Here is a 21,043-nt window from a genome sequence, read left to right as displayed (position 1 = left end):
TCACTCCTTCCAGTATTTTTCAAAAAGCGCTTCTTCCGCTTCAACAGTCCACATGTTGCCGGGTTCGAGTTTTTCAGCAACTTCGGGCAAACTCTTCTCAAGTTCATCCAGGCCTAAGAGTGGTAAATCCTCAAGCTGTGGGAAAATAACAATCTTGCCAGCGTATTTCCCATCAATGACTGCCTTAATGCCTTCTTTCGCCGCATTCATACCACCAATTGCACCGACACTACGTCCTGGAGAGAGCGATCCCTTTGACGCCTGGCTCAGTACCTGACGCTGATCGTCCAGAGTAAGCCCAGAGGTGCCTGTATATTGGGCGTTATTCATATAGACGTTATTCAGGTTCATTGGGGCCATGGTACCGTTGGGAACGCCTGCAAAAAAGACTAGCATTCCGTTTTCGTTCATGAGGGTGTCGCCTTCGGCCATGACACCTGCAATGGGTACACTCACTACCACATCTTCAGCACCTTTTCCGCCTGTCAGTTCCATGACAAAATCATGAAGTGATTTCTCGCTGGTTTGTGGATTGAAAGTAAACAGTTTTCGACCCTTCTTTTCAGCCAGAGATGCAAAACGTTCCTGGATGGAAGCAAGCCGCTGATCACTCACCTCGGTGGCGATGACCGTAGTGGGTCCGTCCGGCAGTTCGAGAGCACGCTGTACATGCATCTGTCCCATGGGGCCGCCGGCACCGACGAAGACAGTTGTTCCTTTTGGAAACAGCTCGCAACGGTTACGCTCTCCCCCATAGGAAGCAGCGATATCCGGACCCTGGTTGCCGATAAAGGCGATATAATCGTAGTGAAGACGGCCGACATCAGTATCGACCAGTCCATCCAGCGGAGCCTTTCCGACCATGTTTATGGTTCCCCGACGGGCGCTGTATTTTGCAATTTTTCCGACCAGATCCGCAGATGTCTGCGCAAGAATAACGATATCATCAAAACCCAATCCATCAGTAAACTCCTTGGCCAACTCTTCAAACTGGTCAGGGGTGACACCATTACGAACGATGATTTTTGCTTTCGCTTTTTCGACAATAGCAGAAACAGCTTCAGGAACATCGGAGAGGATAATGACCGCCGGGGCATCGAGACCTCTTGAGAATAGGTACTCAGCATTGTCTCCACGCCTACCAACGATCCACATGACACCGCCATTTTTAGGATCGAGCCGCCTGCGCTGGGTGTACGCGGCAAGCACACAGCCCCAGGGCTCCAGGAGTGAGGCTTCCGCATATCCCATGGAATCGTCGACCGGCAATAAACACTCGCCTTCATCGGTCTCAAGCATCTCGGGCCCAATCAGGTGATACTGAATAAGGCCACCGGGGATGGTGTAGCCGTAGGCGGTGCTTTTGCCGTCTTGATAGATGTCGGGCTGTACTGCAAGCCGTTGACCTGGGTAATATCGGTCTTGTAATTCTTCACCAACTTCAACGACAGTCAAGGACGCTTCGTGGCCAAGTCTACCCGGCTCTTTTGACAGATCACGATTATACAACTTAGGGTGACTTCCACCCATCTTGATCAGCTTTACATCAGAAAAACATAGTCCTACCGAGTCAATACGTACCAGCATCTGGTTGGCACCAGGTTTTGGTATCGGCAATTGCTCCGGTTTTCCGTCTTTTCCTATATTCTCGTCACCTGCACCATACATATTCCAGACTAATCCTTTTTCCGGCACTGTAATCTCTGGTGAATGGTATTTCTTATATTGTGATGTCACGACTGCCTCCTGAAAATGTTAAAGACGCTACAGCAGATCGTCATTAATCTTATACAGCGCCATAATAGCTTCTGAACTTTCCAGCTCTAATGCTTTATTCGCTTTTTCCTGTAATTTGCTATAGTTCACTGCACGGATAATATTTTTCACTGCAGCCACATTGGCTGGACTGACAGACAGTTCACTTACTCCCAGCCCGACCAGCAGGGTAGCGAGATTAGGGCTAGCAGCCGCATTGCCGCATACACCAACCCATTTTCCATGGGCCCGTGCAGCTTTTACCGTCATCTCGATCATTCTCACCAGTGCAGGATGGTAACTGTCAGCTTCACAGCACAGATCAGGATGGCCGCGATCTATGGCTAAGGTGTACTGCGTTAAGTCATTTGAACCGATCGAGAAAAAATCCACTTCTTTCGCTAAATGCTCGGCAATCATCACCGCAGATGGCACCTCGATCATAATGCCCAGCGGCAACTTGGGAGCGTTTAACTGTAAACGAACACTCTCAGTGATATCTCGAGCTTTGCTCCACTCCGACATCCTACCGATCATCGGAAACATAATGTGCAACCCGGTTGATCCGCTTGTCTCTTTCTGCCAGATCGCTGTCTGATAAATGGCTTCCAGTTGACGCCTGAACATATCTTCATATTTAAACGAGAGGCGGATCCCCCGCATTCCCAGAAAAGGGTTTTCTTCTTGGGGGATATGCATCCAGGACACGGGTTTGTCTCCACCAATATCCGCAGTACGAACGATCAACTGACGACTGCCAAGTTCTTCGACAATGGCTTTTAAACTCTCGCATTGCTCTTCAACCGTTGGCTCCGCAGCTGAAGATTCAAAAAGGAACTCTGTTCGTAACAAACCCACACCTTCGCCACCATTTTCCAAGACAAGTTTGGCGTCTTCCGGCTTGGCGATATTACAGACAACATCGACGTGGTGACCATCCAGTGTTTCGGCTGCCTTATATTTTTGCGCACCTTCTGCCTTACGTATCTGTTCCCACTGTGCTATCCATTCCCTCCCCTGTTTCTGCGTTGCATCATCAGGATCAACGTAAATGGACGAGGCTTGCGGATCGACTATAATCAATTCGCCATTCTCAATGTTCTTCAGGCTTCCTTCGCCTAACCCAACAACCGCTGGAATGCCAAGAGCTCGAGCAAGGATTGCCATATGACTATTGGGGCCGCCAAGCTCTGTACAGATGCCGCGAACTTCCAGGCCTTGCAATCCGGCGGTCTGTGAAGGCGTGAGCTCTTTTGCCATTAAAATGAAATCTGTTTGTGGATAATCAACTGCTGACACAGCGGGCACCATCAGGGCCAATACCCGATCACGCACATCGATGAGATCTGCAATCCTGGCTTTCAGCCGCTCGTTTTCAACTGTTCGTAATGACTCGACCTGCTTTTCAATGGCTTGATGAAAAGACCAGGCAGCGGTCTTACCGTTTACAATGAACTTTTCACAGTCGGTTAAGACGAGCTCATCCTGCAACAATTGCTTTTGAGCATGTAAAATGGCGGCTTCGTTTGGAGCCCTGCTTTGCAGGTTGGCTTTCAGTTCATCCAGTTGTTGGGCAGCCTTGGCCAGAGCAGTGCTGAAAAGTTTTGCCTCCTCTTTAGGGTCTTGTGCATTCTCCTCATATTTTATCTGGCCCGCTTTCAATCGGAACGCAGGGGCCATGGTGATACCAGGTGATGCAGCGGACCCACGTATCGTTTCACGACACTGAACATCGGTGAGGGCAGAGAGTACGGCTAGAGGTTTATACGATGCATTGTCCTGCCCTTCTTCATTGTCGAGCCCCTGGTTAATCATTTCAGACAGAATTTGGACGGCCTGTTCCGCCTCGGGCCCTTGAGCGGAAATTATCAAAACATCGCCAAGACTTGCGCCCATGGACAAAAGTGATGCCATAGATTTAGCCGTTGCCGTCTTCTGATCGTTTCGAATACGTATATCCGTTTCTGAAAACTTTGCGGCGCGCTCTGAAATCAGGCTGGCTGGGCGGGCGTGCATCCCTTGGGTATCAACAACCTTTGCCTCAGCGATAACTGCATAATCTTCCAACTGTGCAGATACCTTCTGCTCTGCCCCATTCAGCGCATTTAAAATATCGGCTTTATCTGTTGTGGTAGCCAGTTGCTCGGCCAAAGCTTCATCCATGACGACTTCCGTCAAACGCTGCAACAAGCTCAAATGATCCTTGCCTTTTGCCGAGATCCCGACAATCAAGCGGGCCACGTCGCCCTTGTCATTCCAGGTGACACCTGTAGGTGCCTGTACGATAAAAACACCGCTCTTAATGACCTGCTCTTTTGCTTCGTTTACACCGTGCGGGATTGCGACACCATTAATCAGATAGGTACTGACTTTATCTTCACGCCCTCTGAGTGCATCCAAATAGTTTCCCCTGACGAGGCCCAAGGAGGACAAGTTTTGAGAGATCAGCTCAAGCACATCGTCCTTTGTCGTTACATTGGCATTTAATACAATCTGCTCAGGACTCACCATCAGAGTATCTTCCTCGGCAGTTTCCTGATCTCGCGGCACGGGCGCCTGAACTATTTTTTCAGACACTTCTGGCTTGTCGGTGAGTTCTGATTTCTTTTGCCCACCGAGCAATTTTTTAAAAAAAGACATATCTATCTCCTTTAAAGGTACATTGGTCTTTTAACAGATCATCCGCGTACCGCCTTACTACCTCCGTATTGTTAAGCGCCACACGGGAACCTTGAAAAGTGAAGTGATTTTCAGGGTTCCCGTATTCCCAACCATTCATTTATGCCAGTTTGGCGACCAGCTCGTCATAGAAGCTTGCATCCATGAAATTATCGATGCTGAAATGCTGTGCTTGCGGCAATATAGACCGAGCGCGATCAGTCAATTCATTTTGAGTAATGACGATATCCGCATCCTTCAGATCATTAATAGCTGCGTTGGTGACAGTAATATGCAAGCCGGCATTTTTAATTTTGCCGCGCAATACTGTTGCTCCCATAGCTGAAGATCCCATGCCAGCATCACAAGCCACAACAATTGATCGGATACTTCCTGCCGCGACGGGGATCGCCTGTCCTTTTGCCTGGGCCTTATTTGCGGCAACAGCGGCAGTTGCTGCTTCCAGGTCATCAGTTTCCGAGGCGTCTCTGCGAATGATTACTGCTCCAATTGCAAAAGAAGCAACGGCGGAAACCGCAATAGAACTCAAGGTTAAAACAATACCCATTCCCTTTGTAGACATCAGGGTCAAGGCAAACACAGAACCAGGTGATGGCGGGCCAACCAGGGCATTACCGGTGACCATGTTAAAACCAACACCAACCATGCCACCGGCGATCACGGCAATGATCAATCTCGGCTTCATGAGAATGTAAGGAAAATAGATTTCATGAATACCACCAAAGAAATGAATGATCGATGCACCATAGGCTGACTTCTGCGCTGTTCCTTTACCCGCGACCATATATGCTAAGAGAATGCCCATGCCAGGACCTGGATTGGTTTCAATCAGATAATAAATGGAAGCTCCGACGCTAGCAGCCTGCTCTGCCCCCAATGGTGTGAAAACACCATGGTTTATGGCATTATTTAAAAACAGAATTTTTGCAGGCTCAACAAGGATTGATACGAGAGGCAAGAGATGCATATTGACAATCCAAGCTACGCCAGCCCCCAGGGACTTTGTGATTACAGAAACGAGCGGCCCAATTACAACATAGGCAACCAAGGCGACCACCATGGCAATAATGCCGAGAGAGAAATTATTGACCAGCATTTCAAATCCAGGTTTGATCTTACCGTGAACCTGCTCGTCAAATTTCTTTATTGCCAAACCTCCCAATGGGCCAACAATCATAGCACCCATGAACATCGGGATTCCACTACCGACAATAACCCCCATTGTTGTAACGGCTCCTGCTACAGCACCACGGTCACCACCTACCATCTTGCCACCGGTATAACCAATTAAGAGTGGAAGTAAATAGGTGATCATAGGGCCAACCAGTGATGCTAATTTCTCACTAGGTAACCAACCGGTGGGTATAAACAACGCAGTGATCAATCCCCAAGCGATAAATGCGCCAATGTTTGGCATAACCATACCGCTCAAAAACCTTCCAAAGGACTGAACACCTACTTTCACAGCTTTAGCGGACATAAATAGACCTCCAAGTTACATGGTTATTAAATAATGCATAATCAAACCTTAGGCGATAAGAGCACCAATGTTCGGGGTAATCGCGCCAGCTACGAAACCACCTAGCCGTTGAATGTTCTCTTTCATTTTGGTTTTCTCCTCACAATAGATAGGTTAGTGCTAACTGGCCAAGCGCCATTCGCCCAATAGGGTAATTGAGACTGGCCCCTTCATGTAAAAACTCAAGAAAGTCTAAACTTAAATAAAATGTAAACGTTTACATGTATAGCTGTCAACGCTTTTTTTCTTGCCAGACTTTAAGGCCTTGACGCTTTTCTTTCGTTGCCTTTTAAAATCAATGTTTTGAACGCACTGATAGGCAGTTAAAAAACATACCAATCTTTTTCTACAATGCCTACACATCTGCAATCCACCTGCAAAGCAATGGTAAACGTTTTCATTATACATAGTCGGAGTAAATAGTACACCCCAGAGACCGTAGGCACACTGCGCACCGCCAGCACGCCATGGACTCTCATTAATCAATCATTTGACGTGACATTCTTTTTGTCGTAATAGGAGCAAATTCGATTTCACTTTTTCACAGTTTGCGTGCTTGGCACCTTCACAATGTACGCATGCTCAAAGAGGACGCCCTCAAGAAAAGGGTAGAAGGATAAATCCTCAACGCAATTCTCAATTGCTAGGCTGGAAACGGTTTGACAAGAAAAGAGTAAACGTTTACAGATATAAAGGTATTGCTAATCATCCAACAAGGAGAATGCGATTTAAATGGTTAATATCAAAGACGTTGCTGAGGCAGCTGGCGTTTCGACAGCTACGGTTTCCAGGGTCTTGTCAAATAAACCCCGGGTGCGGGCAGAAGTTCACAAACGTGTGATGGAAGTAGTTCAATCACTTGGTTATCGACCCAACCGTGCCGCTCAAAATCTTCGATCAAATAGTTCGAAAATTATCGCGTTGATAATTTCTGATATCGAAAACCCGTTTTTCCAGAGTGTCAGTAGGGCCGTCGAAGATGTTGCACAAGAACAGGGATATAGCGTGTTGCTCTGCAATACTGACGAAAATCCAGAAAAAGAGAAGATTTGTCTGAATCTTCTTCGTGATGAAAATGTTGCAGGTGTCATTTTCTCCCCCACCCGGCAAGCTATAGAAAATCTGACAGATAGTTCATTCCTGGAAATGCCCATGGTCATTATTGACAGGCATGTGAGTAAGTTGGATGTTGACAATGTTGTCATTGATAATGTGAAGTCAGCATATACTATCACTAGCCACCTTCTAGGGCATGGCTACAAACGGATAGCAGGAATTTTTGGAATCGGAAGCACCACCGGACATGATCGGCGTGAAGGCTTCATGCGAGCATTAAAGGATCACAACATACCCCCCATAAATGACTTCATTAAATATACAAATGCCAGAGAGGAAGACGGGTTCAATACAGCCATGAAACTGCTGCAGGCAAAGGAGCGGCCAAACGCCATCGTTACCAGTAACAGCCTACTGGCATCTGGTGTACTTCTTGCCATACGTGAGAGCCAGATGGCAATTCCAGATGACATAGCGCTCGCAAGCTTCGACGATACAACCTGGGCCAAACTAGTAGAACCAGCACTCACAGTAATTGAGCAACCCACGTATGAAATTGGTCACACTGCCGCCGAGATGCTCATTAAAAGAATTCAAGACCCTGCACGCTCCAATCGCGAAGTGGTCCTCAATACAAAACTGATCATTCGTCAATCTTGCGGCTGCAAAAAACATTGATAATATTAGCAAGGTGGGTTGAAAAAACGCGAGTACCAATCGAGCCTCCCATTTTCTCTTCCAAAAGATATTCAACCAGTTGCGCTTTTCCTTTGTTAAGTAGTGCCACATCGAAGATATGGCACTAAAGAGAACGGCCTTCTTCGCTTATGCCCATTATCAATACAGCAGGGAAGCATTCGTTAAATGGAATAAACCAGAATAATGTTCATCAATTAATAGTTGTGGCAATTTAATATAGCCAATGCTCACCGTAGCCATTCTATCCTTTACGGTAAACTGCTCAGGTGTAATCCCTGAGCAGTTTGCCCACTCCCCTATTCCCGCCAGTGTTCAGGATGGTGCAATGTTTTGGCGCATCGGATTTTTCCTTTTATGGTGCCGATAATACCAGGCACGAGTTCCTGCACCATCCAGGCTGATGCATGTTCCACTGGAATTGGGTAGGGAGCTTCAAACCCACAAACGCCAGCCGGAGTAAAGCCGTAGCGAGGGTAATAGCCGGGATGTCCCAAGACAAAAACGAGTTGTGTTTTTGATTTTCGAAGCTCATCCAGACCAACCATAATCAATTTTCCACCAATACCCTTCGCCTGGTAATCTGGATGCACGGCAAGAGGTGCAAGGATTTGAGCTGCGATATTGCTTGCAACCCCTTCAATATGCACCCTGGTAAACAACACATGTCCTACCACGATGTCCTGCAGAACAGCGATCATTGAGTGGCGCGGTGCGGCGGTTGGATCTGCCAGCAAACTTTTTACAAGCTCACCTATAACTACCCCCTTCTCCTTACTGTTAGCTCTACCGAAAGCCTGCTGGTGCAGATGCTGCAGGTCTTGATTGTGTGTTGGTTTTGCAAACATTATTTCCATTGTTGATTTCTCCTGTTTTTCAAATCTTTCACCTTTTTTGAAATATGCTGCCACCGTTCTTTTTCAACTCTGTCAGCGCTTTTGTTTTGACGCTCGCGGGTGTAGTCAAGCTCATTGTTCAGCTTGATATAATTGTTTAACCGTCTGGACGATATTTCTCCTGAGGCTATCGCTTCAAGCACCCGACATCCAGGCTCGCAGGTGTGCGTACAATTGCTGAATCTGCATTGTCCGGCCAACGCCTCAATATCAGGAAATGCGCTCATGCTTTCAGCTACTTGCCGAGATAAGCCAATTTCCCTGATGCCCGGATTATCAATTACCATTCCGCCCCCGGGCAGAAGAAACAGGTCACGGCTTGTTGTTGTATGCCGGCCTTTGCCGACCCTTTCCCCGACCGCCTGGGTGTGTCTGATGTTTTTCCCGGCAAGTTGATTGATCAGGGTGGATTTGCCAGCACCCGATGAACCGATTAGAGCAGCCGTCCGATGTGGATAGAGCAGTGTCGCAACACGCAGAACCGCCTCAGTGTCATATAGTGAAAGGGGGTAAACCGGTACGCCAGGAGCGATGGCCTCCACCTCGCAGACAAATTGCTCTGGATTTTGCTGCAGGTCTGATTTGCTGAGCAAAATGATCGGCTCAATACCGCAATGATAGGTAAGCGTGAGGTATCGTTCGATCCTCGCAGGGTTGTAATCCCTATCAAGGCCGCAGACGATAAAGGCAAAATCAAGGTTGGCTGCTATTCCCTGTTCTTCATTTACTTCAGCATTCCGGCCAGATCTGCCTCCTGCTGTCTTTCTGGACAAAAGATTATTTCGTGTAAAAATGCTGGTAATAACCTGCTCGTTCACAAGCACCCAGTCGCCAACAACCGGATATATCCTGGTTGCCTGGTTATACAGCCGACCGGCCAGCGAAACGTGGAATACTTCTTCTCCTTGCATTACTGAAAAAACGTGCCTGTGTACCCCGACTACCCTTGCAGGGACGGAATCGGCAGCTGAATTTTCGTATTGGTCTTGAAAGAATGGCGACCATCCCAGCTTTGCCAGTCCGGACGAGAAGTTTTTTTCACGTAAAATATTGTGGTTATGTGTGTTTTGCATTGTTATTTCCCCTGTTGTGTTATTAACGCAGCCGAGAGCAGGTCGAATATACGGCATATGGAAATACCGAAGCCGAAAGCTCTTCAGGCGTGAAAATAAATACCGAAAACAGTTACCGGAAAAAAGGACACAACAATACTGCAGAGGTTCGACGGAACCAAAAAGGAAGAACAGCTGGCATTGCTCCGGAATGATATCCGAATGTACCGCTGCCGATGTGGTATCAATCGTCTGTCTGGTTACGCTGCGGTTTTCCCGGTAACGTACAGCACAAGATCAATTGAATTGGTGAACATAAAACCTCCTAAATGAATTGAATTACGAGAAAACGTGTACACAGAAACGGCTAGTTTGTCAACAGGAAGATTCTGAAATAGCGATGGTCAGAAAGAGGGTGAATATGAGTTGCAATTGTTGTGTTAAATATTGCCATAGTATGCCCCCTCTCTTTCTTGTCAAAATACTGTATCCACCCCTCCCATCTTTTTTGATCGATTAATCCATTCGAAATTGAGGAAAAAAAACACCTAAAAATGAAAAGCAGGCCTTAATGGCGTCATCGGGAGAAAAACGCCCCGAAGCAATAAGATACTGAAGGCACGATCCATCAATCATTGCTGTCAGGGACACAGCTATGGTTCTGAGACTCATACCATTGACCTCTTCTTTTCCTCCGGAAAGAAGGATCAGGATACTTTCGATCGCTTCCTCGTAAAGGCAATCTCCGGCAGTGCATATATTGATATACGTCCTGCGATGTGGGGTCACGCCCCAGAATGCAAGCCAAACAGCTATCTTCTCTTTATCGGCGATCGGTGGCGTCAATAATGTAATAATAAGATTTTTCAGCCGCAGCTCCGGTGCAAGAGACTCATCACCAATAGCTGACTTCCATGCCTGTTCATACTCCTGATAGAGAACCTGAAAGGCCTCTATCAGGAGCTGATCTTTTGTGCGAAAATGGAAATTACATATCCCTCTTGATAGGCCTGTTCTTTCGGCAACCTTGGCCAAGGTTACACCTTCGAATCCCTCATTGGCAATAATTTCAATTGTCGCGTCCAACAGCTTCTGTCGCGTCTGCTGCTTTTGTTCATGGCGTGTCAATGGTTCAGCATACATTATAAAAGTCATTTCTGATGAGTTTGAGTTACTGGAGAAAATAGTGAGATAACTTGTCTATTGACAATACTACTGAATGACCGTACAGTCAAAACCATTACACTGAACATACGTTCAGTCAGCGTAAGAGTTGTCAAATCAGTAAAGGAGTTTTGCACATGATTACCGACAAAAAGACACCATTTCGAATCGTCACTGATGACCAGCTTGAGAGATTGATGGTGAGAGAAAAAGAGTTCTTTCATCAGCGAACGAAGAAATCGAAAGAAACCTTCCAGAACGCGCAAGGTATGCTGCTAAATGGCGTTCCGATGCCATGGATGGGGGATTGGGGAACCTCGCATCCAATTTTTGTCCACTGTGCAACTGGGAACAGGATTACAGACATTGACGGCAACCAGTATGTCGATTTCTGCCTTGGTGATACCGGTGCAATGTTCGGGCATTCACCTGAAGCCACTGCAAAGGCGGTTGAGAAGCAATCCCGCCAAGGAATAACCACCATGATGCCTACCGAGGATGCACTATGGGTAGGTCAAGAATTAGGCAAACGGTTTGGGCTGCCGCTCTGGCAGGTGGCAATGACCGCTACAGAGGCGAACCGCTATGTCATCCGCATGTGTCGTGTCTTGACCGGTCGTCCAAAGGTCCTTTGCATGAACGAATGCTATCATGGCAGCCTGGACGAGACACTCCCGCATATTGGCCCCGATGGCAAGTTGGAATTACGGTCGAGTTACGATTCGAACCCTGGTATTCCCAAGGATGCACTGACTCGAGTTGTCGAATTCAATGATATTGAAGCACTGGATCGTGAATTGGCTGCTGGTGATGTCGCCTGCGTCCTGGCCGAACCGGTAATGACCAACTGTGGCATGGTACTGCCAGCAAGTGGTTATCTTGAGGCTCTTCGCGAACTGTGTACCCGCTACGGGGTATACCTCATCATTGATGAAACCCATACATTTTCCAATGGGCCTGGAGGTTATACGGCGGCATATGGACTGAAACCTGATTTCCTTACAATCGGCAAGTCGATTGCCGGCGGCATACCGGTAGCGGCATACGGTTTTACCCGTGAGGTCGGTGAAAAAATAAACAGATCTTTTGGTCGCAAAGGAGTGTCAGATCCGATGGGTGTCGGCGGAACGCTTTCTGCAAATGCCTTTGCCATAGCCGCCATGCGAGCGACGCTGCAGCACGTGGCTACCGAAGATGCCTTTGCGCGAATGTTTGCAGGTCAGGAGCGACTTTCAGACGGGATCGAGGCTGCTTTGAAAAAGTACAGTATCCCTTGGAGCGTCACCCGCAGCGGGGCCCGTTGTGAATTGCAATTTATGCCTCAACTTCCCAGGAACGGCACGGAAGCGAAAAATCATTTTGACTGGCAACTCATCTACTACACTCATCAATACTTGGTCAATCGCGGGATACTGATCACGCCGTTTCACAACATGATGTTGGTTCCTCCGGTTGCCACGGCAGAGGACATCGATCTGCTGATCCAGACTTGGCAAGAATGTCTGCGAGAGCTTGTCGAGACTGCAAGGAACAACTGACATTGATGCGCCTTGGCAGGATGCAGGATGACATGACATCCTGCCATGGCAAACATGGTAAAGCTTAAACCAATGGAGCGCCGAGGAAAATCAACTACTCAAGCGAGGATAAACTTACACTGATTCTATCAAACAAATGCACGGAGAATACCCATGAGCACTATTATTTCTGCTGGTCCCTCCATTAGCAACAGCCTGGAAGGCAAGCCGGCTTTACAGCGAGTAATAACTGAATATTTTGGTCTTTTCTGTCTGTTCCTACTCGTCGGTTATTTCGTTCCCGACGATGAAACAGCATTAGGTGCTTTTTCGGCGCTGCCGTCTTTGTTTCTGCTTGCGTTCATTTTTTACACCAAACGTATTCTTGAAGGTCTGACACTGGCTGCGCTCCTGGCCTTTATAATGGCTGACAAGACCGCTTTTTTCACTCCGTTAAATGAGACGTTGACCGAAGTACTGACCGACGGTGATACTCAGTGGCTATTCATCGTATGTGGGCTCATGGGTAGCATCATCGCACTCATTGAAAAAGCTGGAGGTGCTCAGGCATTTGGTGCGTGGGTTGCCAAACGTGCTAAAACAAGAAAAAGCACATTGCTGTGGACGTGGATTCTCGGTGTAGTGATTTTTATTGACGACTACCTCAACTGCCTCACAGTTGGATCTTGCATGGCGCCTATAACCGACAAGCACAAGGTGTCCCGGGAAAAACTGGCCTACATTGTCGACTCAACCGCAGCACCAGTATGCGTGCTTATTCCTATCTCCACCTGGGCGGTATATATCGCCAGCCTCCTGGAACAGGCCAAAGCCGTGCCGGAAGGGGAAGGTATGAAGATGTTCATCCAGACCATACCCTACAACATCTACGGCTGGGTAGCCGCCATCATCGTCCCCCTGGTGATTCTCGGGATTATTCCGGTCTTCGGCCCAATGAAAGCTGCGGAGAAGCGAGCACAGGAAACAGGCGAACTTGCCCCTCCAGGATCGGCAAAGATTGACATCAAAGGGGGGCAGCAAACTGAAATAACGGCAAAACCAAGAATTCTGAATTTTTTTCTCCCCATCATTGTCCTCATTGCTTCCACCATCTACTTTGATATCGATATGCAGATGGGTGTACTTACCGCGGTAGGCTTTACCTTCGTACTTTACATTTTCCAGGGCACGATGACCCCCGAGGAATTTTTTGACTGTTGTGTAGTGGGAATCAAGCATATGCTGTTCCCACTACTCATGGTAATCCTGGCCCTCACTTTTGCAAATGTTAATGAGAAGATAGGTTTTTTGACCTATGTTATCGAGACGGCCAAGACCTTCATGACTCCGACTATGCTTCCGGCAGTATTATTTGTCGTATTGGGCATTACCGAGTTTATCATGGGGCTCAGCTGGGGAATGTATGCTATCGCCATACCCATCGCCATCCCCCTTGCGATATCCATTGGTGCCAACCCGGTTGTGGCGGTCGGCGCAGTTTGCTCAGCCGGTGTTTTCGGTAGCCATATCTGTTTCTATTCCGATGCGACCATCCTCAGCTCCGCAGCAGCAGGGTGTGACAACTATCGCCATGCCGTCACGCAAATGACTTTTGGATTTTTGGGCGCTGCAATCTCATTGCTAATATTTATTGCTATTGGTGTTTTGGGGCTGGCATGATCTTTTAGAAACCTACCGGGAAGGGGTTACCGCCCCCCCTGTTCAGGTACGTCCCGCTCTCAAGCGGGACGTACCTCTTGCGTATGGCCCTTCGATCTCGTCAAAGGGCCATACGCAAGAAAAGGGTTTACAGTTAAATGCTGTAAACCCTTTTTTGTTAGTCAGATGCCGGTCAAATTGGGTTGTGTCTCGTTTTATCATTTCTTAAGCGATGAATAGGTGGCATTATCTCCCGTCGCACAAACCCAATTGTCCAGCTTCTGGTGATCTTTTTGGAATTTTTGAGCTGTGGCTTAAATAGCACCCCAGGATGTGCATGAATTTATTATGTTTAATGATTTACTCGTGTAAGAAATAGATATCGGCATCGTATTATTCTTCAAGATATTGGCTGAGTTGTTGATGGCCCCTCAGGTAGCGCCTTGGATGACAACCGTGCAGGTTCGAAGTTACAAACGTGAGCCCCATATATCTAAGGCAAAAGGAGAGAAGGATGGTAACAGTAGTTTTCGGTATATCGACGGCAATCTGTTGGGGAATTTGTGATTTTATCGGAGGCTCAAAGAGCCGTCATGTCGGTGCCTATACGATGACACTAGGCACTTTCTGCTTTGGCCTACTGCTTATTCTCCCGCTTGCTATAGGTTTCAGTGATGCTCCAATGACCTCATCCGGGTGGTTATGGTGCATGCTGGCCGGGGCTTTTGATGCCGTTGGTATCCTACTACTTTACCTGTCAATGACGCTTGGACGCCTGAGTCTGGCGGCGCCGGTCTCCGCAATTACGGCAGCTGCCCTGCCGGTGCTGTTCGGTGTCCTGACTCAGGGAATGCCAAATCTTACTATTATGCTGGGCCTCTTGCTGGCACTAGCTGCTGTCTGGATGGTATCTCAAGAACACAATACATCGCCGAGTGAGCGGATCAGATTTTCTGAGCTCAAGCTGCCGCTACTCTCTGGATCGTGTTTAGGGATATTCCTGATATTGATGCATACCGGCAGCAATCATGCAATGTTGTGGCCAATGGTAGCAGTACGAATCGGAGGTGTTGCCACTCTGCTACTTCTCCTTTTTACGCTGCTTAAGACACAAGCACGACCGACAGCAACGCTGCCGTGGATGATAATAGCTCTAAATGCTTTCCTCGATGTTGTTGGCAACGGAACCTATATCGTGGCCGGACAAGCCGGACGAGTCGATGTGGCCGCTGTTCTCAGCTCTCTTTATCCGGGAGCAACAGTCTTTATGGCTTGGCTGCTGCTCAAAGAGCGAATATCTCGCGTTCAGTTTACAGGGATTGTGGCTGCGCTTGGTGCAATCGTATTATTGACTATCTGAAAAATGAAAATCGTTGCTAGCTGACATTACAGGCCAATACCTGTTCTGTCATGCCTGCGCCTTCTATCGGGTCCTTTACTGTGATCAACAGCTTATCCACAGTTGTGGACTTTTCACATCCTATGCAATCACCCTTATTTCCACCTTGATGGCTCTGATCTTGGCTGCATGAATTTCCGGCTGCAAACCCTTTACGTTACCTGTCTCATATAGTCAAACCACCTCCAAATTGATCAGCGCAAAGCTCAAATTGAAGTTGCAGTAATCATTTGATCAATCGAAAAAGATCATTGCTCCGATTTTAATGTTAAAAGAGAAATTCCTCATCTGATTTACATCAGTCAGTTTCGTTAGCCGATGCGAAAAGCATCCTCCTGTAATCCTCTCGTAATCGATTCGTTGCCGAAAGGACATTTTCCATATATGCCCTCTCTTTATCCGATACAAGTCGTAAATCCCAGACATCACGATTCGATCGGATAATAGCTCCAGCAGGGACATAGGTATAGGCGTCGAGATTGACTTTCATGATCGTTGCGTTCATTCCCACCCAAACTCCTACCTCTAAACTGGTGCTGTACAGGGTGCTACGCATGGCAATAAAACAGCCTTCCTTGATCACACAAGGCCCGTGAATGGCCACTCCATGGGCAACGGTTGTTCTCGCTCCAATAAGAACCTCATCTCCACCATGGCTGTGTATGATTACCCCGTCCTGAATATTGCATTCATCCTCTAGAACGATAGGGCTCACTTTGCCGTCAGGGCCCGGCTCGTCTGAACGGACAACAGCGAGTGGCGCTATAAAAACATTTTTCCCAACTTTCACGTTTCCTATGATCTGGGCGGATGGATCAATAAGAGCTGTTGGGTGAATTTCAGGGAAATCTCCTACTAGATTAGGCCGGATATTTTTGCATATGCTTAACATCGTGCTTTCTCCTTTAAGATATTCTCTCTCATCATAGATATTTTCAAATTCCACGTATGATCAATCGTTATGTTAACCTATTAGTTGAGTATTTTCGTTTGAAAAAGAATAAAAAAACACAATGACGAGAGGGTATGCCTTTCATTTAGGTTATATCCCTTCAAACCCCATTGGAAGTAGCGCCTGCCTTTGGCCCCTGTTGTTTCTGGGGGATTTTTCCCTGATATTCTTTCGTAATACGGCCTAACGAGTAAAGAAGTCCACTTATTTTCAACCCTGGCCTGGAGAGGAAGTAACGCTGGAGTCAGGCAATAAGTGCAACATGTCGACCAGTAAAGGCTTCCAGAGGTGTCAGTCCTTCTTCGCCGGCGTCATTCTGATGCCGGCGTTATAAAGTAATCTCGCTACATAGCGGATAGTCTGTCGTATGCCATATTCATGACTGTCATATCTGATCTTAATTCTTAGAGAAATTCCACTTCTCCGGTCATAAGATCGTAATAGGCGGGGACGACTTTCACAGTTTCGTTTTGCACCAAATCTGCAACAATTGGTTCTGATTGGGATATTTTTACTGAAATCTGCCTGGCCAGCTCCTTGGATGCGTTATTAACCAGGTTTCCTTCGACCTCTTTTATATTTTTTATAGCAGTCTGGATAGCTGGACCGAGTGTGGCGATGTGACCTTCAAGGGCTGTGCCGCTCGCAACTGCGCTGATTGCCCCACAACTCGAATGGCCCATGACAACGACGACAGGAGTATGCAAGTGCTTAACCGCATACTCTATTGATCCAAGGGAGTGATCACCGATTACATTGCCTGCGACCCTTACGACGAAAAGATCTCCCAAGCCCTGGTCAAAGATGTCGACGGGGGGAACACGGGAGTCGGCACAGGTTAGAACAGTTGCTATCGGCTGTTGGCCTGCGGCCAGACTCTGGCGACTTTCTTCACAATGGTTTGGATGTTCAAGCTTGCCAGAAATAAAACGCTTGTTACCATCTTTGAGGATCTGGAGAACCTCTTCTGCAGTGGGCCGTCTTGATTGTCCTTTTGTCATTTTCGTCCTCGGTTTGAATATATAATAAACGGTCTAAACTTGAGATGTGTTTCTATCAGCTTCAACAGGCTACAATCCTGTGTGGGCAGATTGCAGTGCCTCTGACTGCACTATGATTTTGAAGAATATTCCTGTTTTGATATGAGGTTAGATGCCAACAACTCCCGAGTCAGCTGCTCGGACTGGTCATTGAGTGATCTCCGCGTATTCTCCCTGAAAACCTCTAACCTATCGGCTAATTCCGGATACTTAATAGAGAGAATGGAACATGCCAGATAGGCGCTGTTTTTGGCACCGTCAACAGCTACTGTCGCGACGGGGATGCCTGGCGGCATCTGCACCGTTGAGTAGAGCGCGTCCTCACCATTCAAAGCTCCGGATGCTAATGGAACACCGATTACAGGCAAGGTTGTATGGGCAGCGATAACGCCTGCGAGATGGGCAGCCATGCCGGCACCAGCTATAATTACTTCAATACCGCGTCCTCTCGCTTTTCTCGCATATTCCGCTGTCTTATCAGGAAGACGGTGAGCGGAGCTGATATCCATTTCGAATGGAACCTCCATCTCTTTTAAGACTTCAGCTGCTTTTTTCATTACAGGCAAGTCCGATCCGCTACCCAAAAGGATTCCAACAATTGGCTTTTCTTTCATAGTTTATGGTCTCTTATGATAAATTCGACAAGATGATTGTTGTTAAGTACAGCCAGTTAAACGTGTAGTCGAAGAAGATTACTATCTATCTGATTACAGGTTGCAATTTCTTTACGCGAACAGTGCCATCGCCACTTGGTGAAGATATCGAACGGCAAGATCTCGCCCAAGTGATTTGAAAGCAAATTAAATCCTACATAATTAATGGTCAAATAGATAAATATGGTATAATAATTCGTAAATTTCGAACCATTGAGGTCCTTATGGAATGGCTTAATTATCATCATTTGTTTTACTACTGGACTGTTATGCGAGAGGGTAGCATAACTGCGGCCTGTGAAAAACTTCGCCTTGCTCAGTCCACAATTAGTGCGCAGCTGTCAAAACTAGAAGAAAGCCTTGATGTCAAATTGACAAAAAAAGTGGGGCGGAACCTGGTACCTACAGATGCAGGACTGCTTGTTTTGAGATATGCAGATGAGATTTTTCCATTGGGCCGAGAAATGCTTGATTCGTTGAAAGGACTCCCGGTCGTTGGGTCATGGTCCCTAAGAGTTGGGATCGTTGATGCGATGCCAAAGATTATTGCCCAAAAGCTACTGGCACCAATAAACAACTTGCCGGAAAAAGTCCGGTTGATCTGCCATGAAGGGAAAAACGAAAATCTTTTAACAGACCTGGCAATGCATGACCTTGATGTCGTTCTGACAGACACTCCCTTAAGATCAGCGTTGAGCATTAAGGCATATAATCATCTCTTGGGGGAATGCGGGGTTTCATTTTTAGCTGCGCAACATCTGGCAGAGCAACTTCATGGAAAATTTCCATATTCTCTCAACAATGCACCGATGCTATTTCCCATGGCCATGAGCTCCTTGAGAGGGATGCTTGACCGATGGCTAGACAAGATGAATATTCAACCTCTAATTGTAGGGGAGTTTGACGACAGTGCCCTACTGAAGGTTTTTGGTCAAGCAGGTGAAGGGATTTTTATTACCCCGACAGTTATCGAGAAGGAGGTGGTTAGACAATACCAGGTCAAGGTAATTGGCAGGACGGTTGATATCAAAGAAAAATTTTATGCTATTTCTGTAGAGCGAATTATCAAACATCCCGCAGTGGCAGCTATTTCGGAAGCTGCACACCTGAAACTATTTTCTAATATCAAGCGTAAAAGAACATGATGATATTGGCAGGTCAAACCTCTCAATAGGATCTATTACGTGTATCGCCTGTCGCCATTAACGGCCAAGGAACTGTCCTCGCCTGTTAATGGCAGGCTTATCCATATTCTCTTTTCAATAACGCGGTGTACGTATTTACTTGTGATGCAAGACCAGTTTATGCGACTGCCTCTTCTGAAAGCTTCTTCTCAATATCAGCTCGCAGTGCTTTTTTATTGAGTTTTTCTGTGGCTGTGACTGGCATCTTGTTGACAAACTCAATTCGTTCCGGGAGCTGCAATACAGATGCTTTCTGATCTTTCAAAAATGCAATGATTTCTTCAAAGGTTAAGACAGCCTCGTCTTTTGGTTCAACATAGGCACACGCCCTTTCACCCATCAAAGGGTCAGGCATTGGAATGACTGCACAAACAGCAACCTTGGGATGGCGGTTTATAAGTTTTTCAATTTCAGAAGAGCTTATGCTTTCCCCGCCACGGTTAATCATCTCTTTGATGCGGCCGGTGAGTGAGATGTAGCCCTTTTCATTAATTGTCGCGAGGTCTCCGGTTTTAAAATATCCCTCATTGTCAAATACCAACGCATTTTCTTCAGGATTGGAGAAATAACCAGAGAAGACACTTGGACCTTTGACAAGAAGTTCGCCCTGTTGCCCGGTTGTTAGTTCTTTGCCGTTGGCATCAACCACTTTGTAATGGTCGTGAGGGAATGTTGGCCGTCCCACGGTACAGCAGATTGTTTGATAATCGTCAATGTTGCGGGTAATACAGGTCATACCCTCGGTGCCGCCATATCCGTTGAAGAATTTCATATCTAACCTGTCGATGACCTCTTTTACCAGATCCGGATGACTGGCTCCCCCGGCACTGTGCATCTTGCGCAGAGAACTCAGGTTGTAGCTGTTGAGATCAGCATATTGGACCAGTCGTTTGGCCAAGGTCGGTACCCATATTATAGACGTTACTTTTTCTTGTTCAATGCACTTGCAAATGGACTCATTATCTAGCTCGCTTTGGAAGATCACTTTACCTTGGGTGATAACTGCACCAAGAAACCCTTTGGTGAAAGAGAGGTCGTGGCCAATCGGTCCTGCAATAAGATTGATATCCTCACAATGCTGTCCCCACGACATCGAACACGATTCAACCCCGCATACCAGGCTGTTATGTATTCGAGGCACAATCTTGGGTGCTCCAGTTGTTCCACCTGTCGGCCCCATATGGGCCACTTGCATGGGATCTGGGTTACAGGCGGCTAGCAGCTCTAAGTTCTCTGGAGTCAACTGGCTGTCATCAATCAGGTTTTCCATACAGGAAAATCCAGGTTGGTCGACTTGTCCACGAACTGTAATCACATTTTTAACCTCCGGATGATCCTGCAGGACATCGTTAATGATTGGAACAAAATTGATTTTGTGCGTGTTTTTTGGAACAATCCAGGCAGTGGCACCGGTAATATCAATCAAACGGTCAATCTCATACGGCCGATACCTGTCAATGAGAAGAACCGCAATGGCACCAATTTTCTGACAGGCAAAATATGCGAACACAAATTCATTCCAATTGGGAAGTTGTATGAGAACGCGTTCTAAAGGTTGTACTCCCAGCCGTATCAGGCCAAGGGCCAACTTATTGGCTTTTTCTCGCGCTTGACCGTAGGTGTAGCGATTGGTCCTGTCTACAAATGCCTCCTTATCCGGATGCATATCCGCCGCTCGGTCCAGGAGATCACCAAGAGTTATCCCACGCCACCATCCTTTATCTATATATTTTTTAACGTCTTCTTCTCTGTATGGTATCGTTCCTTCCAATAGCTGCGTCATGTATATCCTCCTGGGGAAGGGCCTTCGTAATTATCTTTA

General features: G+C 47.0%; 15 protein-coding genes. 5 read left to right on the top strand and 10 right to left on the bottom strand.

What is annotated here, in order from left to right; translation table 11 throughout:
- The 3 genes from BUF15_RS22445 to BUF15_RS22435 all read right to left on the bottom strand — a co-directional run bounded on the left by BUF15_RS22445 (position 1) and on the right by BUF15_RS22435 (position 5,914).
- Positions 1-1,737, bottom strand: a complete 1,737-nt coding sequence (locus BUF15_RS22445; RefSeq protein WP_073615994.1) for an alcohol dehydrogenase catalytic domain-containing protein — start codon at positions 1,735-1,737, stop codon at positions 1-3.
- A gap of 27 nt (positions 1,738-1,764) precedes the next feature.
- On the bottom strand, positions 1,765-4,395 hold the full coding sequence (ptsP, locus tag BUF15_RS22440) for a phosphoenolpyruvate--protein phosphotransferase (RefSeq protein WP_084554388.1): 2,631 nt from the start codon (positions 4,393-4,395) through the stop codon (positions 1,765-1,767).
- Positions 4,396-4,534: 139 nt separating this feature from the next.
- Positions 4,535-5,914, bottom strand: a complete 1,380-nt coding sequence (locus BUF15_RS22435) for a PTS mannitol transporter subunit IIBC (protein WP_073615992.1) — start codon at positions 5,912-5,914, stop codon at positions 4,535-4,537.
- 771 nt (positions 5,915-6,685) lie between these two features.
- Here BUF15_RS22435 and BUF15_RS22430 point away from each other — a divergent pair.
- Complete coding sequence (locus BUF15_RS22430; RefSeq protein ID WP_073615991.1) at positions 6,686-7,687, top strand: LacI family DNA-binding transcriptional regulator; 1,002 nt, start codon at positions 6,686-6,688, stop codon at positions 7,685-7,687.
- 317 nt (positions 7,688-8,004) lie between these two features.
- Here BUF15_RS22430 and BUF15_RS22425 read toward each other — a convergent pair whose 3' ends face one another.
- The 3 genes from BUF15_RS22425 to BUF15_RS22415 all read right to left on the bottom strand — a co-directional run bounded on the left by BUF15_RS22425 (position 8,005) and on the right by BUF15_RS22415 (position 10,796).
- Positions 8,005-8,562, bottom strand: a complete 558-nt coding sequence (locus BUF15_RS22425) for a GNAT family N-acetyltransferase (protein WP_073615989.1) — start codon at positions 8,560-8,562, stop codon at positions 8,005-8,007.
- A complete protein-coding gene (rsgA, locus tag BUF15_RS22420) occupies positions 8,553-9,674 on the bottom strand; it encodes a ribosome small subunit-dependent GTPase A (RefSeq protein ID WP_073615987.1) in 1,122 nt (373 codons plus the stop codon). Before rsgA ends, BUF15_RS22425 begins: the two co-directional genes overlap by 10 nt.
- A gap of 495 nt (positions 9,675-10,169) precedes the next feature.
- Positions 10,170-10,796 carry a TetR/AcrR family transcriptional regulator gene (locus BUF15_RS22415; RefSeq protein WP_073615985.1) on the bottom strand — a complete coding sequence of 209 codons (627 nt, stop codon included), beginning with the start codon at positions 10,794-10,796 and terminating at the stop codon, positions 10,170-10,172.
- Between the two features lie 158 nt (positions 10,797-10,954).
- Here BUF15_RS22415 and BUF15_RS22410 point away from each other — a divergent pair, with 158 nt between their 5' ends.
- From BUF15_RS22410 to BUF15_RS22400, 3 genes are all read left to right on the top strand, one after another.
- Positions 10,955-12,355: a transaminase gene (locus BUF15_RS22410; protein WP_073615983.1), complete on the top strand. Its 1,401-nt coding sequence runs from the start codon at positions 10,955-10,957 to the stop codon at positions 12,353-12,355.
- Positions 12,356-12,508: 153 nt separating this feature from the next.
- Positions 12,509-14,014 (top strand): Na+/H+ antiporter NhaC family protein, encoded by a 1,506-nt coding sequence (locus tag BUF15_RS22405; RefSeq protein ID WP_084554384.1) that lies wholly within the window; start codon positions 12,509-12,511, stop codon positions 14,012-14,014.
- Between the two features lie 493 nt (positions 14,015-14,507).
- Positions 14,508-15,353 carry an EamA family transporter gene (locus BUF15_RS22400; protein ID WP_073615981.1) on the top strand — a complete coding sequence of 282 codons (846 nt, stop codon included), beginning with the start codon at positions 14,508-14,510 and terminating at the stop codon, positions 15,351-15,353.
- A 337-nt stretch (positions 15,354-15,690) separates the two neighbouring features.
- Here BUF15_RS22400 and BUF15_RS22395 read toward each other — a convergent pair whose 3' ends face one another.
- The 3 genes from BUF15_RS22395 to purE form a co-directional block, all read right to left on the bottom strand.
- A complete protein-coding gene (locus tag BUF15_RS22395) occupies positions 15,691-16,338 on the bottom strand; it encodes a DapH/DapD/GlmU-related protein (RefSeq protein ID WP_143170837.1) in 648 nt (215 codons plus the stop codon).
- A 410-nt stretch (positions 16,339-16,748) separates the two neighbouring features.
- Positions 16,749-17,345 (bottom strand): carbonic anhydrase, encoded by a 597-nt coding sequence (locus tag BUF15_RS22390; protein WP_073615977.1) that lies wholly within the window; start codon positions 17,343-17,345, stop codon positions 16,749-16,751.
- 110 nt (positions 17,346-17,455) lie between these two features.
- The gene (purE, locus tag BUF15_RS22385; protein ID WP_073615967.1) at positions 17,456-17,998 is read right to left on the bottom strand and encodes a 5-(carboxyamino)imidazole ribonucleotide mutase; all 543 of its coding nucleotides are present in this window, start codon (positions 17,996-17,998) and stop codon (positions 17,456-17,458) included.
- Between the two features lie 263 nt (positions 17,999-18,261).
- Here purE and nhaR point away from each other — a divergent pair, with 263 nt between their 5' ends.
- The gene (nhaR, locus tag BUF15_RS22380) at positions 18,262-19,182 is read left to right on the top strand and encodes a transcriptional activator NhaR (protein ID WP_073615965.1); all 921 of its coding nucleotides are present in this window, start codon (positions 18,262-18,264) and stop codon (positions 19,180-19,182) included.
- A gap of 157 nt (positions 19,183-19,339) precedes the next feature.
- Here the strand turns inward: nhaR and BUF15_RS22375 are convergent, their stop codons facing one another.
- A complete protein-coding gene (locus tag BUF15_RS22375; RefSeq protein ID WP_073615963.1) occupies positions 19,340-21,004 on the bottom strand; it encodes an AMP-binding protein in 1,665 nt (554 codons plus the stop codon).
- Between the last annotated feature and the right edge of the window lie 39 nt (positions 21,005-21,043).

Origin of the sequence: Desulfopila aestuarii DSM 18488, assembly GCF_900143695.1 — a bacterium.
Classification (GTDB): Bacteria; Desulfobacterota; Desulfobulbia; order Desulfobulbales; family Desulfocapsaceae; genus Desulfopila; species Desulfopila aestuarii.
Note: the sequence above shows the minus strand (reverse complement) of the source record. Positions and strands in the feature narration are given on the sequence as shown.